15 protein-coding genes are annotated in these 16,938 nt (G+C 61.6%); 9 read left to right on the top strand and 6 right to left on the bottom strand.

The genetic code is table 11. The annotated features are described in order from the left end of the window. Nucleotides 1–344 precede the first annotated feature (344 nt). Nucleotides 345–1,061 (bottom strand): SIMPL domain-containing protein, encoded by a 717-nt coding sequence (locus ACWNZ1_RS18815; RefSeq protein ID WP_135843676.1) that lies wholly within the window; start codon nt 1,059–1,061, stop codon nt 345–347. 254 nt (nt 1,062–1,315) lie between these two features. Between ACWNZ1_RS18815 and ACWNZ1_RS18820 the strand changes: the two genes are divergently transcribed. The 4 genes from ACWNZ1_RS18820 (at nt 1,316) to ACWNZ1_RS18835 (ending at nt 5,830) form a co-directional block, all read left to right on the top strand. Continuing rightward, nucleotides 1,316–2,578: an ATP-binding protein gene (locus ACWNZ1_RS18820; RefSeq protein WP_135843677.1), complete on the top strand. Its 1,263-nt coding sequence runs from the start codon at nt 1,316–1,318 to the stop codon at nt 2,576–2,578. After that, nucleotides 2,571–3,131, top strand: coding sequence for a response regulator transcription factor (locus tag ACWNZ1_RS18825; protein WP_047229017.1), 561 nt, complete (start codon nt 2,571–2,573; stop codon nt 3,129–3,131). The genes ACWNZ1_RS18820 and ACWNZ1_RS18825 overlap by 8 nt, the downstream gene beginning before the upstream one ends. 97 nt (nt 3,132–3,228) lie before the next feature. Further along, a complete protein-coding gene (locus ACWNZ1_RS18830; protein ID WP_456027803.1) occupies nt 3,229–4,956 on the top strand; it encodes an ABC transporter ATP-binding protein/permease in 1,728 nt (575 codons plus the stop codon). Nucleotides 4,957–5,083: 127 nt separating this feature from the next. Beyond that, a complete protein-coding gene (locus ACWNZ1_RS18835) occupies nt 5,084–5,830 on the top strand; it encodes a FadR/GntR family transcriptional regulator (RefSeq protein WP_018601868.1) in 747 nt (248 codons plus the stop codon). 99 nt (nt 5,831–5,929) lie between these two features. On the opposite strand, the gene ACWNZ1_RS18840 is transcribed toward ACWNZ1_RS18835, so the two are convergent. After that, nucleotides 5,930–6,274 (bottom strand): hypothetical protein, encoded by a 345-nt coding sequence (locus ACWNZ1_RS18840; protein ID WP_135843679.1) that lies wholly within the window; start codon nt 6,272–6,274, stop codon nt 5,930–5,932. Nucleotides 6,275–6,646: 372 nt separating this feature from the next. On the opposite strand from ACWNZ1_RS18840, the gene kdgD reads away from it, so the two are divergent. From kdgD to ACWNZ1_RS18865, 5 genes are all read left to right on the top strand, one after another. Then, nucleotides 6,647–7,558: a 5-dehydro-4-deoxyglucarate dehydratase gene (kdgD, locus tag ACWNZ1_RS18845; protein WP_135843680.1), complete on the top strand. Its 912-nt coding sequence runs from the start codon at nt 6,647–6,649 to the stop codon at nt 7,556–7,558. 68 nt (nt 7,559–7,626) lie between these two features. Next, on the top strand, nt 7,627–9,072 hold the full coding sequence (locus tag ACWNZ1_RS18850) for an aldehyde dehydrogenase family protein (protein WP_135843681.1): 1,446 nt from the start codon (nt 7,627–7,629) through the stop codon (nt 9,070–9,072). Nucleotides 9,073–9,159: 87 nt separating this feature from the next. Continuing rightward, nucleotides 9,160–10,524, top strand: a complete 1,365-nt coding sequence (locus tag ACWNZ1_RS18855; RefSeq protein WP_135843682.1) for an MFS transporter — start codon at nt 9,160–9,162, stop codon at nt 10,522–10,524. Between the two features lie 13 nt (nt 10,525–10,537). After that, nucleotides 10,538–12,091 carry a galactarate dehydratase gene (gene garD, locus ACWNZ1_RS18860; RefSeq protein ID WP_135843683.1) on the top strand — a complete coding sequence of 518 codons (1,554 nt, stop codon included), beginning with the start codon at nt 10,538–10,540 and terminating at the stop codon, nt 12,089–12,091. 259 nt (nt 12,092–12,350) lie between these two features. After that, on the top strand, nt 12,351–13,292 hold the full coding sequence (locus ACWNZ1_RS18865; protein ID WP_135843684.1) for an AEC family transporter: 942 nt from the start codon (nt 12,351–12,353) through the stop codon (nt 13,290–13,292). A 135-nt stretch (nt 13,293–13,427) separates the two neighbouring features. On the opposite strand, the gene ACWNZ1_RS18870 is transcribed toward ACWNZ1_RS18865, so the two are convergent. The 4 genes from ACWNZ1_RS18870 to gatB form a co-directional block, all read right to left on the bottom strand. Beyond that, nucleotides 13,428–13,808, bottom strand: a complete 381-nt coding sequence (locus tag ACWNZ1_RS18870) for a carboxymuconolactone decarboxylase family protein (protein WP_256454267.1) — start codon at nt 13,806–13,808, stop codon at nt 13,428–13,430. Then, nucleotides 13,805–14,866 carry a calcium/sodium antiporter gene (locus tag ACWNZ1_RS18875; protein WP_135843686.1) on the bottom strand — a complete coding sequence of 354 codons (1,062 nt, stop codon included), beginning with the start codon at nt 14,864–14,866 and terminating at the stop codon, nt 13,805–13,807. Before ACWNZ1_RS18875 ends, ACWNZ1_RS18870 begins: the two co-directional genes overlap by 4 nt. Before the next feature lie 49 nt (nt 14,867–14,915). Beyond that, complete coding sequence (locus ACWNZ1_RS18880; RefSeq protein ID WP_092225335.1) at nt 14,916–15,293, bottom strand: septal ring lytic transglycosylase RlpA family protein; 378 nt, start codon at nt 15,291–15,293, stop codon at nt 14,916–14,918. A gap of 194 nt (nt 15,294–15,487) precedes the next feature. Continuing rightward, on the bottom strand, nt 15,488–16,933 hold the full coding sequence (gene gatB / locus ACWNZ1_RS18885) for an Asp-tRNA(Asn)/Glu-tRNA(Gln) amidotransferase subunit GatB (protein ID WP_135843687.1): 1,446 nt from the start codon (nt 16,931–16,933) through the stop codon (nt 15,488–15,490). Nucleotides 16,934–16,938: the final 5 nt, after the last annotated feature.

Consider the following 16,938-nt stretch of genomic DNA (forward strand, 5'->3'; position numbering starts at 1 on the left):
GCCGCGAAGGGCCATCCATGGCCCAGCGCGGCTATCCCGGCATCCATGCCGGGATGCCCACTCCACAATGCCTGCGTTCGGCCATCGTGGTTAACGGGGCGCCAAAATCTACGTCCACCGCGAGGCGGCCTGACAGCCGGCCTGGTTCTTGGTGGGACCGCGTCCCCCCTGGGAGCGGGCTTGCTCCCGCTGGGGCGCGAAGCGGCCCTAAAAACAGCGACCCCATTCATCTGACATACCGCGGTGTCAGGTTTGGGGCTGCTGCGCAGCCCAGCGGGAGCAAGCTCCCTCGCCACGGGGAATTTCGTTGCTGGGTGTTAGCGTTCAGCCAGTACGAAACGGATTTACTGCATCAGTACCTCAATCGCCCCATCCGCCGTCATGCTGACCTGGCTGGTGCCCGCTTCCACTTCCGGCGTGACCGACTCAGCATCCATGGACGCCGCTTTCATCATCATCTGCGGGCGCATGAACGGTTGTGGATAACCGTTGGTGTTGAAGTTCAGGTTGACGATTTTGTAACCCTTGCCGCCCAGGGCATCGGTGGCCAGTTGGGCGCGGGCTTTGAAGGCGTTGACGGCGTCTTTGAGCAGGGCGTCTTCGCTGCTTTTGCGGGTGGCGGTGGCGATGGCGAAGTCCATGCCGCCCATTTTCATGTCGGTGAGCAATTCGCCGGTGAGTTTGGACAGGGCGGCGAAGTCGGCGCTTTCCAGGCGCAGTTCGGCGCGTTCGCGCCAGCCGGTGATTTTTTGGCCTTTGTTGTCGTAGATCGGGTAGCTGTTGCGGCTGCCTTGGCGCAGGGTGATGTCCTTGACCTCTTTGGCCTGGCCGATGGCTTTGTTCAGCGTGGTGCTGACGGCCGCGGCGAGTTTGGCCGGGTCGGTGTTTTGCTCCTCCGTGTAGAGGGTGACGATCATCAGGTCGCGGGCCACTTCCTGGCTGACTTCGGCGCGCAGGGAAATCTGGTTGTAGTGAAGCTCGTCGGCGGCCAGGGCCGGCAGGCTGGCGAGGGTACCGAGGCTGAGGGCGAACAGGGCGGCGGGGCGACTGAACGTGTGCATGAAAGCTCCTTGGGATGAGGCGCAGGGGTGAGATCCGGGCCTGCGTGAACGGTAAGACTCTAGCTTTTATGGGCGGGTTCGCACAGTTACAACTTCTATACAGATACGTGAGGCCAGTGAAGGGCTCTTGTGGTGGGGAGCAAGAGGGATATGTAGCATTTAGAGCTGTGGCGCTTTGCCGCATAGCTGCCTGTGCAACCCGCGCCTTGGTTATACTCCGTGTGATTCGCCTGGAGCGCTCATCAGGAGAGCTCATGCTCGCCCCTTTGCAACTGACTTCCGCCTCTCGCCAGAACCTCTGGCGTCTGACGTTTATCCGAATTCTGGTCCTGGCCGCCCAGGCCGGGTCCGTGGGGCTCGCCTATTGGTTCGAGCTGCTGCCGCTACCCTGGCTGCAATTGGCGATCACCCTGGCCTGCTCTTCGATACTGTGCGCGCTGACCGCCATCCGCTTGCGCACCTCGTGGCCGGTGACTGAGCTGGAATACGCCGTACAGCTGGCCTGCGACCTGTTTATCCACAGCGCGCTGCTGTATTTCTCCGGCGGTTCCACCAACCCCTTCGTCTCCTATTACCTGGTGCCGCTGACCATTGCCGCGGTGACGCTGCCGTGGCGGTTTTCGCTGATCCTGTCCGGTATTGCCCTGGCGCTGTACACCTTGCTGCTGGCGCGCTTCTACCCGCTGGAAACCTTCCCCATCGCCCGGGAAAACCTGCAGATCTACGGCATGTGGCTGAGTTTCGCCCTGGCTGCGGCGGTCATCACGTTTTTTGCCGCGCGCATGGCCGAGGAACTGCGTCGCCAGGAAGAACTGCGGGCCATCCGCCGTGAAGAGGGCCTGCGGGACGAGCAATTGCTGGCCGTGGCGACCCAGGCCGCCGGTGCCGCCCATGAATTGGGCACGCCGCTGGCGACCATGAGCGTGCTGCTCAAGGAGATGCGCCAGGATCACCACGACCCGGCACTGCAAGAGGACCTCAGCGTGTTGCAGGATCAGGTCAAGCTCTGCAAGGAAACCCTGCAGTACCTGGTGCGCGCCGCCGAGGCCAACCGCCGGTTGGCCATCGACATGCAGGACGTTACTGACTGGCTCGACGAGGCCCTGAACCGCTGGCACCTGATGCGTCCGGAAGCCAGTTATCGCTTCCAGCGCCTGGGGCAGGGCCCGGTGCCGCGCATGGCGCCGCCGCCGGATCTGACCCAGGCGTTGCTGAACCTGTTGAACAACGCTGCCGACGCCTGTCCCGAAGGCCTGGAAGTGGCGCTGGACTGGAACGCCTATGAGCTGACCATCAGCATCCGCGACCATGGCGCCGGTGTGCCGCTGGCGATTGCCGAGCAGATCGGCAAGCCGTTCTACACCACCAAGGGCAAAGGTTTCGGCCTCGGCCTGTTTTTGAGCAAAGCCAGCGTGACACGCGCCGGCGGCTCGGTGAAACTCTACCCCCATGAGGAAGGCGGCACGCTCACCGAGCTGCGCCTGCCCCATGCCGACCGAGGAGACGAACATGAGTGACGAGATCCAAGTCGACGGCGAAGAACTGCCGCACCTGTTGCTGGTAGATGACGACGCTACTTTCACCCGCGTGATGGCCCGGGCCATGTCCCGTCGCGGTTTTCGCGTGAGCACTGCCGGGTCCGCCGAGGAGGGCCTGAGCATCGCCCAGGCTGACCTGCCGGACTACGCCGCCCTGGACCTGAAAATGGACGGCGACTCGGGCCTGGTGCTGCTGCCCAAGTTGCTGGAGCTGGACCCGGAGATGCGCGTGGTGATCCTCACCGGCTACTCGAGCATCGCCACCGCAGTCGAGGCCATCAAGCGCGGCGCCTGCAATTACCTGTGCAAACCGGCGGACGCCGATGACGTGCTGGCGGCGCTGTTGTCCGAGCATGCCGACCTCGACACCTTGGTGCCGGAAAACCCCATGTCGGTGGATCGCCTGCAATGGGAACACATCCAGCGGGTGCTGACCGAGCACGAAGGCAATATCTCCGCCACCGCTCGCGCCTTGGGCATGCACCGGCGGACTTTGCAGCGCAAATTGCAAAAGCGTCCCGTGCGTCGCTGAACCTGCGCTGAACAGGTGTTGTCCACCCTCGCGACACATCGGGCCGTTGCTCTATGATCGGCCCGAATCTGTTCTTTTCTTTATTTGAGCCTTAACCATGAATCAGAACGCTGAATATTCCGCGGTCAATGACGCGGTGCGCGGGCAGTTTTTCCGCCGTGTCTGGCAAATGACCACGCCGTACTGGCGCAGTGAGGAGAAGGGCAAGGCCTGGACGTTGTTGATCGCTGTTATTGCGTTGTCGCTGTTCAGCGTGGCGATTTCGGTGTGGATCAACAGTTGGTACAAGGATTTCTACAACGCCCTGCAAGAGAAGGACAGCGCGGCGTTCTGGCAGTTGATCCTGTATTTCTGCGGCATTGCGGCGGTGGCGATCCTTGGCGCGGTGTACCGCTTGTACCTCACACAGATGCTCACCATCCGCTGGCGGGCCTGGCTCACCGAGCAGCATTTTGCTCGTTGGCTCAGTGACAAGAACTATTACCGACTGGAGCAGGGCGGTTATACCGATAACCCGGACCAGCGGATTTCCGAAGACCTCAACAGTTTCACCACTAATACCCTGAGCCTGGGCTTGGGGCTGCTGCGCACGGTGGTCAGCCTGGTGTCGTTCTCGATCATTTTGTGGGGGGTGTCGGGCAGCATCGAAGTGTTCGGCTACACCATCCCAGGCTACATGTTCTGGTGCGCACTGGTGTATGCGGCGGTGGGCAGTTGGTTGACGCATCTGATCGGCCGTCGCTTGATCACCCTGAACAACAACCAGCAACGCTTCGAAGCCGACCTGCGTTTCTCCATGGTGCGGGTGCGCGAGAACGCCGAAAGCATTGCGCTGTACAACGGCGAACCGAACGAGAACCGCCGCCTGAGCGGGCGGTTCGGCCTGGTCTGGCATAACTTCTGGGACATCATGCGGGTGTCCAAGCGTTTGACGTTCTTCACCTCTGGCTACGGCCAGATCGCGATCATCTTCCCGTTTATCGTCGCTGCGCCGCGCTACTTCGCCGGCAAGATCCAGCTGGGCGAGCTCATGCAGATCAACTCGGCGTTCGGCAATGTGCAGGAGAACTTCAGCTGGTTCATCAGCGCCTACGCCGACCTCGCCGCGTGGCGCGCCACCTGTGACCGTCTGCTGAGTTTCCGCCAGGCCATGAGCGAGAACGAAGACCGCGTGCCGGCCATTGACGTGCAAAACCAGGGCGATGCGTTGCAGGTGCGTAACCTGGGGCTGGACCTGGCCGACGGTCGTCATCTGCTCAGCAGTGCCGAGATGACCGTTGAACCGGGCGAGCGGGTGATGCTCAGTGGCCGTTCGGGCAGTGGCAAATCCACGCTGTTTCGCGCGATGGGGCATTTATGGCCCGCCGGGCATGGCCACATTCTTCTGCCGACGGCGCGTTATCTGTTCCTGCCACAAAAACCGTATTTGCCGATTGGCAGCCTGCGTGAGGTGCTGAGTTATCCACAGGCCGGCGATGTCTATCCCCACGAACGTTATGCACAGGTGCTGGAAACCTGTCGTCTGCCGCACCTGATTGCGCGGCTGGATGAAAGCAACCACTGGCAGCGCATGCTCTCGCCCGGCGAGCAACAACGCCTGGCCTTTGCCCGTGCATTGCTTTATGCACCGCAATGGTTGTACATGGACGAAGCCACGTCGGCGATGGATGAAGAGGACGAAGCGACGCTGTACCAGGCGCTGATCGACCAATTACCGGGCCTGAGCATCGTCAGCGTTGGCCACCGAAGCAGTTTGAAACGTTTCCACCCGCGCCATGTGCGTATTGAGAATGGCCAACTGGTGGAGCGCACCGTCACCGCCTGAACAACCCAAAACCTGTGGGAGCGAGCCTGCTCGCGATGAAGTCGGCTCGGTTTCTGCACCCACGGTGATCATACAACCACGTTGCGCTATGATGACGCCATTCAGCCGTTTGCCGAGACACAGACCCATGGAAAACCCGATCGACGTACCACGCTTTCCCCGCAAGCGCCGCAGCCTGGCGCAGGAGCTGGTGACGGTGTTGACCGAGCAGATTCGCGACGGTCTGCTCAAGCGTGGCGATAAATTGCCCACCGAGTCGGCGATCATGGAAGCCCATGGCGTCAGCCGCACGGTGGTGCGCGAGGCGATTTCCCGCTTGCAGGCGGCCGGCCAGGTGGAAACCCGCCATGGCATCGGCACCTTTGTGCTGGACACGCCGAGCCCGAGCGGTTTTCGCATCGATCCGGCCACGGTGGTCACCTTGCGTGACGTGCTGGCGATTCTGGAGTTGCGCATCAGCCTGGAAGTGGAATCCGCCGGGCTGGCGGCGCAGCGCCGCAGCGACGAGCAGTTGGCGGCGATGCGCGCCGCCCTCGATGCCTTGAACGAAAGCGCCGCCCACGCCAGCGATGCGGTGGCCTCGGACTTCGCCTTTCACCTGGAAATCGCCCTGTCCACCGGCAACCGCTACTTCACTGACATCATGACCCACCTGGGCACCAGCATCATTCCGCGTACCCGGGTGAACTCGGCGCGCCTGGCCCACGATGACCAGCAGCGCTACATGAACCGCCTGAGCCGCGAGCACGAGGAGATCTACGACGCCATCGCCCGCCAGGACTCCGAGGCGGCCCGTGCGGCCATGCGTTTGCACCTGACCAACAGCCGTGAGCGGCTGCGCCAGGCCCATGAAGAGGCGCAAGCGCAGGGTTAGAAGCGCTTGCCATCCTGTTTCGACCAGGGGGCAGGGTGGGCACATCCTGTGGCGAGGGAATGGGGTCCGCCTGTCTGACCAAATAGCAGGCGCGCAGCCCTACGCGTTGATCCGCAACATTTGCGGCTCGGATTTATCGTTGTCCCAGCCGGCCTCGTAACTCACCTCGTAACGAAGCTCTACCAATTTGCCTTCGAATGCTATCAAGTCGGCGTTGGTTACAGTCAATGTCACCTCTTTGCGTGGCGTAGCCTCCTCGCCCTCAGTCAGGGCGGCAAAAGCGCCCACGCGCTTGGAGCCTAGGGTCAATTGAGCTGACGAGTTCGGGTCGAAATCTGCATCCGGAATCTTTACGGTCAACGTCTTTACGTCTGACAGGCTGATCGTGACTTCTGCAGTGGCTGGAAAATCCTTGAGCGTCGGTTTCGCATAGGTCTTCGCCATGATGTCGCTCCTTGTGAGGCGGCCCTGATCGTCGCGTACGGGCGGGCTCACTTAAAAGATTGAGAAAAGGACTACGGCCAGGCATTGCACGGCCATGCCTGGGTTATGCCCCTATGGCGTGAGGGTGCCTACTGGCAGAGTTGACAGTGGCGATGAGCGGTCCTGGTGCTCGGGCGGCCAGTTTCATCCGTCTTTCAATCCCGCTCAAAGCCCCGATTGACAAGGCTTAGCGATAAAACTCCCTCAGGCCGATCCCCGACAAAAGACGAAATGCAGTTGACGTTCACATTTTAAGTTGTACGATGACCTACAACTTCACTTGAAGCTGAACCGTTTCCTACAACACATCATTGCGTCCAGGGTGTTCGAATAATGAATCCACAAGAACTGAAGTCCATCCTCTCGTCTGGCCTGCTATCGTTCCCGGTCACCGATTTCACTGCCCAAGGCGATTTCAATCGCGACAGCTACATCAAGCGCCTCGAGTGGCTGGCCCCGTATGGCGCCTCTGCACTGTTCGCAGCAGGCGGCACCGGTGAATTTTTCTCCCTGGCTGCCAGCGAGTATTCCCAAGTCATCAAGACCGCCGTCGATACCTGCGCCACCAGCGTGCCAATTCTCGCCGGTGTCGGCGGTGCGACCCGTCAGGCTATCGAATACGCTCAGGAAGCCGAGCGCCTGGGTGCCAAGGGCCTGTTGCTGCTGCCGCACTACCTGACCGAAGCCAGCCAGGACGGCGTTGCCGCCCACGTTGAAGCCGTGTGCAAATCGGTGAAGATCGGCGTGGTGGTGTACAACCGCAACGTCTGCCGCCTGAACGCCACTCAGCTGGAACAACTGGCCGAGCGTTGCCCGAACCTGATCGGCTACAAAGATGGCCTGGGCGATATCGAACTGATGGTGTCGATCCGTCGTCGCCTTGGCGATCGCTTCAGCTACCTGGGCGGCCTGCCGACCGCTGAAGTCTACGCGGCGGCCTACAAGGCCCTGGGCGTACCGGTCTACTCCTCGGCGGTGTTCAACTTCATTCCGAAAACCGCGATGGACTTCTACCACGCCATTGCTCGTGACGATCACGAGACCGTCGGCAAAATCATCGACGACTTCTTCCTGCCGTACCTGGACATCCGCAACCGCAAGGCCGGTTACGCGGTGAGCATCGTCAAGGCTGGCGCAAAGATCGTCGGCTATGACGCAGGTCCTGTACGTACGCCGCTGACCGACCTGCTGCCAGAGGAATACGACGCCCTGGCCGCGCTGATCGACAAGCAAGGCAAGCAGTAACCGACCCGACAAGGCCGCTGAGCAATCAGCGGCTTTTTGCGTAAGGCTTTTTGTAAGGAGAAGCATCCGTGACAGATGCAAAGCGTTTCGATAACTACATCAACGGTCAGTGGGTGGCCGGTGCTGACTACTGCACCAACATCAACCCGTCTGACTTGTCCGATGTCATCGGTGAATACGCCAAGGCTGACGCAGCGCAAGTCAATGCTGCCATCGAAGCCGCCCGCGCTGCGTTCCCGGCCTGGTCGACTTCGGGCATTCAGGCCCGTCACGATGCGCTGGACAAAGTCGGCAGCGAGATCCTCGCCCGTCGTGAAGAACTCGGCCAACTGCTGGCCCGGGAAGAGGGCAAGACCCTGCCCGAAGCCATCGGCGAAGTGACCCGCGCTGGCAACATTTTCAAATTCTTCGCCGGCGAATGCTTGCGCCTGTCTGGCGACTACGTGCCGTCGGTGCGCCCGGGCGTTAACGTCGAAGTCACTCGCGAAGCCTTGGGTGTGGTCGGCCTGATCACCCCGTGGAACTTCCCGATTGCCATCCCTGCCTGGAAAATCGCCCCGGCCCTGGCCTATGGCAACTGCGTGGTGATCAAGCCCGCCGAGCTGGTGCCCGGTTGCGCCTGGGCCTTGGCGGAAATCATTTCCCGGGCCGGTTTCCCGGCCGGTGCGTTCAACCTGGTGATGGGCAGCGGCCGTGTGGTCGGCGAAGTCCTGGTCAACAGCCCGAAAGTCGACGGCATCAGCTTCACCGGATCCGTAGGCGTGGGTCGGCAGATCGCTGTCAACTGCGTGTCGCGCCAGGCCAAGGTGCAATTGGAGATGGGCGGCAAAAACCCGCAGATCATCCTCGACGACGCCGACCTCAAGCAGGCCGTCGAATTGGCGGTGCAGAGCGCGTTCTACTCCACCGGCCAACGTTGCACGGCCTCGAGCCGCCTGATCGTCACTGCCGGCATCCACGACAAGTTCGTCGCGGCCATGGCCGAACGCATGCAATCGATCAAGGTCGGCCATGCGCTGAAGTCCGGCACCGATATCGGCCCTGTGGTGTCCGAAGCCCAGCTCAACCAAGACCTGAAGTACATCGACATCGGCCAGAGCGAAGGTGCGCGGCTGGTCAGCGGCGGCGGTCTGGTGACGTGCGACACCGAAGGTTACTTCCTGGCGCCGACCCTGTTCGCCGACAGCGAAGCGTCGATGCGCATCAGCCGCGAAGAGATCTTCGGTCCGGTGGCCAACGTTGTGCGCGTGGCGGACTACGAGGCGGCGCTGGCGATGGCCAACGATACCGAGTTCGGTCTGTCTGCCGGCATCGCCACCACTTCGTTGAAATATGCCAACCACTTCAAGCGCCATTCCCAGGCGGGCATGGTGATGGTTAACCTGCCGACCGCCGGCGTGGATTACCACGTGCCGTTCGGCGGGCGCAAAGGTTCGTCCTATGGTTCGCGTGAGCAAGGTCGCTACGCGCAAGAGTTCTACACCGTGGTGAAGACTTCCTACATCGGATCGTAAGCGCAATACCGGTCGGCTCCGGGCATCCGGCGCCGATCGCATACAACCTGATTTCCTGTATAAAAATAAATAGTGGAAGTAGATGACATGCAAGAAACCAAGCCGACCCGCGTCCGCTATTTGATCCTGCTCATGCTGTTCCTGGTGACAACGATCAACTACGCCGACCGCGCAACTATCGCCATCGCGGGCTCCAGCCTGCAAAAAGACCTCGGCATCGACGCCGTCACCCTCGGTTATATCTTCTCCGCTTTCGGCTGGGCCTACGTGGCCGGGCAGATTCCCGGCGGCTGGCTGCTCGACCGCTTCGGCTCGAAAAAAATCTATGCCTTGAGCATTTTTACCTGGTCGCTGTTCACCGTGCTGCAAGGCTATGTCGGTGAGTTCGGTGTCTCCACGGCTGTGGTTGCGCTGTTCATGCTGCGCTTTCTGGTAGGGCTGGCCGAAGCGCCATCCTTCCCGGGCAACGCACGTATTGTCGCCGCCTGGTTCCCCACCGCAGAACGCGGCACCGCCTCGGCGATTTTCAACTCGGCGCAGTATTTCGCTACTGTGTTGTTTGCACCGCTGATGGGCTGGATCGTCTACCGCTTCGGCTGGCAGCACGTGTTCATCGTGATGGGCGTGATCGGCATCGTGTTCTCGTTGATCTGGCTGAAAGTGATCTACAGTCCGCGTCAGCACCCGATGATCAACGAAGCCGAGTTCAATCACATCGCCGCCAACGGCGCGATGGTCGATATGGACCAGGACAAAGGCAAGGGCAAGAAAACCGACGGTCCGAAGTGGGATTACATCCGCCAACTGCTGACCAACCGCATGATGCTGGGCGTGTACCTGGGCCAATACTGCATCAACGGCATCACCTACTTCTTCCTGACCTGGTTCCCGGTGTACCTGGTGCAGGAGCGTGGCATGACCATCCTCAAGGCTGGTTTTATCGCGTCCTTGCCGGCGATCTGCGGTTTCATCGGCGGGGTATTGGGCGGGGTGATTTCCGACTACCTGCTGCGCAAGGGCCACTCGCTGACCTTCGCCCGCAAGGCGCCGATCATCGCCGGCCTGCTGGTGTCCAGCAGCATCGTGGCCTGCAATTACGTGGACATCGAATGGATGGTGGTGGGCTTCATGGCCCTGGCTTTCTTCGGTAAAGGCGTGGGCGCATTGGGCTGGGCGGTGGTTTCCGATACGTCGCCAAAACAGATCGCCGGTTTGAGCGGTGGCCTGTTCAACACCTTCGGCAACCTGGCATCGATCACTACGCCAATCGTCATCGGCTACATCATCAGCGCCACCGGTTCGTTCAAGTGGGCACTGGTGTTCGTCGGTTGCAACGCACTGGTGGCGGTGTTCAGCTACCTGGTCATCGTCGGTCCGATCAAGCGCGTCGTGCTCAAAGAGCCAACGGCCAAGGATGCCGGTATCTCCAGCCTGTCTGAAGCAAAATCCTGAAGGAGCGGCGTCAATGCAACTGATTGAACATGCCGATTCACCCCGTTACATCCGCCTGCACGAGCGGGACAACGTGGTGATTGTCGTCAATGACCAGGGCGTACCGGCCGGGACTGAATTCCCGGACGGCCTGGTCACCGTGGACTTCGTACCCCAGAGCCACAAAGTCACTCTGGAAGACATTCCCGAGGGCGGCGAGGTGATCCGCTACGGCCAGATCATTGGCTACGCGCTGCAACCGATCCCCCGTGGCAGCTGGGTCAAGGAAGACCAACTGCGCATGCCCACCGCGCCGCCGCTGGACAGCCTGCCGCTGTCCACCGACGTGCCGGTGGCCGATGCGCCGTTGGAGGGCTACACCTTCGAGGGCTATCGCAACGCCGACGGGACTGTCGGCACGCGCAACATCCTGGGCATCACCACCACGGTGCAGTGTGTGACCGGGGTGCTGGACCATGCGGTCAAGCGCATCAAGGACGAGTTGCTGCCCAAATACCCGAACGTCGATGACGTGGTGGCGCTGACCCACAGCTACGGCTGCGGCGTGGCGATCACCGCCACCGATGCGTACATCCCGATTCGTACCGTGCGCAATCTGGCACGCAACCCGAACCTGGGGGGCGAGGCGTTGGTGATCAGCCTGGGCTGCGAAAAATTGCAGGCCGGGCAGGTGATGCATGAGAACGACAGCTCCGTGGACCTCAGCGAGCCGTGGCTGTATCGCTTGCAGGATTCCAGCCACGGCTTTACCGAAATGATCGAGCAGATCATGGCGCTGGCCGAAACGCGCCTGAAGAAGCTCGACCAGCGCCGCCGCGAAACCGTGCCGGCCTCGGAGCTGATCCTGGGCATGCAGTGCGGCGGCAGCGATGCGTTTTCCGGCATCACCGCCAACCCGGCGCTGGGCTATGCCTCGGACCTGTTGTTACGGGCGGGGGCGACGGTAATGTTTTCCGAAGTCACCGAAGTGCGTGATGCGATCTACCTGCTGACCTCCCGGGCACAAACTCGGGAAGTGGCCCAGGAACTGGTGCGCGAGATGGACTGGTACGACCGTTACCTGGCCAAGGGCGAGGCGGATCGCAGCGCCAACACCACGCCGGGCAACAAGAAGGGCGGGCTGTCGAACATCGTCGAAAAGTCCTTGGGCTCGATCGTCAAGTCCGGCAGCAGCGCGATCAATGGCGTGCTCGGCCCGGGCGAGCGGTTCAAGCAAAAGGGCCTGATCTTCTGCGCCACACCGGCCAGTGATTTCGTCTGCGGCACGCTGCAACTGGCGGCGGGGATGAACCTGCACGTCTTCACCACCGGCCGTGGCACGCCGTACGGCTTGGCCATGGCCCCAGTGGTGAAGGTTTCGACCCGCACCGAGCTGGCCCAGCGCTGGCCGGATCTGATCGACATCGACGCCGGCCGGATCGCCACCGGACGCGCGACGATCGAAGAACTGGGCTGGGAGCTGTTCCACTACTACCTGGACGTGGCCAGCGGCAAGAAACAGACCTGGGCCGAGCGGCACAAGCTGTACAACGACATCACGTTGTTCAACCCGGCGCCGATTACCTGATCTGTTGACCACTGAAGAGCCAATGTGGGGGCGGGCTTGCTCGCGAAAGCGGTGGATCAGCTTGCATTGATGTTGGATGTGCCGACGTCTTCGCGAGCAAGCCCGCTCCCACAGAGGGGCTGCGGTGAGTGTAGATTCTGCGTTCATCCGAGAACAAAATGTGGGAGCGGGCTTGCTCGCGAAGGCACTTCACCAGACGCCAATGCCGTGAGTGGCTTATCATTAGCCACCTAACGACGCCCTCTGAAGGTCCCCCGGCATGCTGGCAATTTTCCTCGAAACCCTGAACATCACCGCGCCGGTGTTTGCCATGCTGTTTCTGGGGGCGTTGCTCAAGCGCATCTATTGGATCAACGACAACTTCATCCACATCGCCTCCTCGCTGGTGTTCAACGTCACCATGCCGGCGCTGTTGTTCCTCGGCATCCTCCATGCCGACCTGCACGCGGCGTTGCAGGCGGACCTGTTGATCTATTTCTCGGTGGCCACCCTGGTGAGCTTTGCGCTGGCCTGGGGCTGGTCGATCTGGCGATGCCCGCGCGAAGATCGCGGCATCTATACCCAAGGTGCGTTTCGCGGCAACAACGGGGTGATCGGCCTGGCGCTGGCGGCGAGCATGTATGGCGACTACGGGATTTCCCTGGGGGCGATTCTCGCGGCGCTGGTGATCCTGTTCTACAACACCTTGTCGACCATTGTGCTGGCGGTCTACAGCCCGGTGATCAAATCCGACCCGTGGAGCATCTGCAAAAGCGTGATCAGCAACCCGCTGATCATCAGCGTGATCGTTGCCGCGCCGTTCGCTTATTGGCAGATCGGCCTGCCGAACTGGTTCGAGACCTCGGCCAAATACCTCTCGCAAATGACCTTGCCCCTGGCGCTGATCTGCATCGGTGGCACGCTGTCGCTGGCCGCTTTGCGCAAGAGCGGCAAGATGGCCCTGAGTTCAAGCCTGGTGAAGATGGTCGGCCTGCCGCTGCTGGCCACCCTCGGTGCCTGGCTCTGGGGCTTTCGCGGGGCGGAGCTGGGGATTCTGTTCCTGTATTTCGGCAGCCCCACCGCCGCCGCCAGTTACGTCATGGCCCGGGCGGCCGATGGCAACCATGAGCTGGCGGCGGCGATCATCGTCATCACCACATTGATGGCGGCGATTACCACCAACCTGGGGATTTTTGTGTTGCAGTGGGGTGGGTGGATATAGGTTCTGGCTTGTGGTGTTCTTGAGGGCCAATCGCGAGCAAGCTCGCTCCCACAGGTAATCGCAGGTGTACCGGAATTTTATGTACACCGAAGATCCACTGTGGGAGCGAGCTTGCTCGCGATAGCGATCTCCCAGTCACTCAGATTTCTGATAACTGTCGATCACTTCCTGCGCCGCCCGAAACGCATCAATCGCCGCCGGCACGCCCGCGTACACCGCGCAATGCAGCAACGCCTCGCGAATCTCTTCCACCGTGCAGCCATTGTTCAGTGCGCCACGCACGTGGCCTTTCAATTCCTGCGGGCATTTGAGGGCGGTGAGGGCGGCGAGGGTGATCAGGCTGCGGGTTTTCAGCGGCAGGCCTTCGCGGCTCCAGACGCTGCCCCAGGCATGTTCGTTGACGAAGTCCTGCAGCGGCTGGGTGAATTCGGTGGCGTTGCCCAGGGCGCGGTCGACGAAGGCGTCGCCCATCACCTGGCGACGCATGTCCAGGCCGGTTTTTGGAGTGTCGCTCATGGCAAATCCCTCTTGTGGTGTTGGCGGCGCCAGGCGCGCAGGGAGGTGAACAGCAAAAACGCGAGCAAGGCCGGCAGCACATAAAACAGCATCAGCCGTTCCAGTTGGCCGGCCAAGGGCATGCCAGTGGTGAACGACACCACGTGCAGCCCGTAGGCCAGGTACAAGCCCAAAAACAGCAGGCCTTCGGCGCGAGTGACGCGGTAGCCGGAATAGAATACCGGCAGGCACAACACTGCCACGCCGAGCATCACCGGCAGGTCGAAATCCAGGGCGTTGGGCGAGACCGAGAGCGGCGTCGGCGCAACGAGGGCCGTCACCCCGAGCACGCCCAGCAGGTTGAACAGGTTGCTGCCGATCACATTGCCCACCGCGATGTCGCGCTGGCCGCGCAGGGCGGCGATCAGCGACGTCGCGAGTTCCGGCAGCGAGGTGCAGACGGCAACGATGGTCAGGCCGATGACGCGTTCCGACAGTCCCAGGTCCGTCGCCACTTCCACCGCCGCGCCCAACAGCAGATGCCCGGCGAAAATCAGCATCGCCAGGCCCAGTACAATCATCGCCAGGCTCTTGGGCCAAGCCCCTTGCGCCACATCGACACCCACGGGGTGCGGTCGTCCTGAGTGTCGCGATTGGCGCAGCAACAGGCCCAGGTACACTGCCAGGGCCATCAGCAGCAGTACACCGTCCAGTTGCGTCAGTTCCTCGTTCCAGGCCAACACGAACACCAGCAGGCTGGCGCCGATCATCAACGGGATGTCCAGGCGCACCAACTGGCGCGAGACGCGCAATGGAATGATCAGCGCCGACAACCCGAGGGTGACGAGGATGTTGAAGATGCTGCTGCCGATCACGCTGCCCACGGCGATGTCGGCGTTCTGCGCCAGAGTCGCCTGCAGGCTGACGGCCATTTGTGGCGCGCTGCTGCCGAAGGCGACGACGGTCAGGCCGATGATCAGCGGCCGCACTTGCAAGCGTACCGCCAGGCCTATGGCAGCCCGCACCAGCAGCTCGGCGCCAATGATCAGCAACAACAGGCCACCGAGCAATTCGATCAGGCTGAGCAGTGGTAGGGCGGTAATCAGGGAAATGGTCGGGCTCCGTCTATCAGTCGTCGAGGGCTTGTACGCGTACCCGTGCGGTGCCGCTGCGTAGCATGCCCAGTTGCTCGGCTGCTGCGCGGGATACGTCGATCAGACGGCCTCGAGTATACGGACCGCGGTCGTTGATACGGACCACGACGCTGTCGTTATTTTTCAGATTGGTGATTTTCACCCGTGTGCCAAACGGCAACTGGCGATGGGCGGCGGTCAGGCCGTTCTGGTTGAAACGCTCGCCGCTGGCGGTGCGTTTGCCGTGGTGTTTTGCACCGTAATAGGAGGCGACGCCGGTCTGGTCGTAGCCGTGTGGATCGACCGTCCCGCTCTGGCTGGCACAACCGGCCAACAGGGACAGCAGGGCGCAGGCGCCGAGGAGACGCTTCATGTAGGGTTTTCCAACTACAGATAGGGGAGCTGGCCAGTGGGAGTAAAGCCTGTGGGAGCAAAGCTTGCTCGCGATGAACGATAACGCGGTCCACTGATGGATCGAGGTGTCTTCATCGCGAGCAAGCTTTGCTCCCACGGGCTCGCTCCCGTAAGGGCGAAGGGAGCCAGGCTTGAAATCTGGCTCCATGGCAATCAGCCCTCGAGCTTGCTTTTGAGCAGTTCGTTGACCTGTTGCGGGTTGGCCTTGCCCTTGGAGGCTTTCATGGCCTGGCCGACGAAGAAGCCGAACATCTTGCCGCGCTTGGCTTCGTCTGCCGCACGGTACTGTTCGACCTGCTCGGCGTTGGCCGCGAGCATTTCATCGAGCACGGCGCTGATCGCACCGGTGTCGGTGACTTGCTTCAAGCCGCGCTTCTCGATGATCTCGTCGGCGCTGCCTTCCCCGTTAGCCATGGCTTCGAAAACCATCTTGGCGATCTTGCCGGAAATGGTGTTGTCCTTGATCCGCAGCAGCATGCCGCCCAGTTGCTCGGCCGAGACCGGCGACTCGTCGATCTCCAGGCCCTGCTTGTTCAACAGGCTGCCCAACTCCACCATCACCCAGTTGGCCGCCAGTTTGGCGTCGCCGCCGATGCTCACGACTTTCTCGAAGTAATCGGCTTGCTCGCGGCTGGTGGCCAGGACGTTGGCGTCATAGCTCGACAGCCCGAACTGCGCTTGGAAACGCTCGCGTTTTTGCGGCGGCAGTTCCGGCAGGGTGGCGCGTACGTCGTCGAGGAACGAGTTCTCGATGACCACCGGCAGCAGGTCCGGGTCGGGGAAGTAACGGTAGTCGTTGGCTTCCTCTTTGCTGCGCATCGGACGGGTTTCGTCCTTGTTCGGATCGTACAGGCGAGTCTGCTGGATGACCTTGCCGCCGTCCTCGATCAGTTCGATCTGGCGCTGGATCTCGCTGTTGATCGCCTTCTCGATGAAGCGGAACGAGTTGACGTTTTTGATCTCGCAGCGGGTACCAAATTCAACCTGGCCCTTGGGCCGGATCGATACGTTGCAGTCGCAGCGCAGCGAGCCTTCGGCCATGTTGCCGTCGCAGATGCCCAGGTAACGCACCAGCGCATGGATCGCCTTGACGTAGGCCACGGCTTCCTTGGCACTGCGCATGTCCGGTTCGGAGACGATTTCCAGCAGCGGCGTGCCGGCACGGTTCAGGTCGATGCCGGTGGCACCGTTGAATTCTTCGTGCAGGCTCTTGCCGGCGTCTTCTTCCAAGTGTGCCCGGGTGATGCCGACGCGTTTGACCGTGCCGTCTTCCAGGGCGATGTCCAGGTGGCCCTTGCCGACAATCGGCAATTCCATCTGGCTGATCTGGTAGCCCTTGGGCAGGTCCGGGTAGAAGTAGTTCTTGCGGGCGAACACGTTGTGCTGGCCGATCTCGGCGTCAATCGCCAGGCCGAACATCACCGCCATGCGCACCGCTTCGGCATTGAGCACCGGCAATACGCCAGGCATGCCCAGGTCGACCAGGCTGGCCTGGGTGTTGGGCTCGGAGCCGAACGTGGTGGAGCTACCGGAAAAGATTTTCGACCGGGTGGTGAGCTGGGTATGAATCTCCAGCCCGATCACGACTTCCCATTGCATGTGTT

The sequence above is a fragment of the Pseudomonas sp. CFBP 5748 genome, from assembly GCF_053850495.1.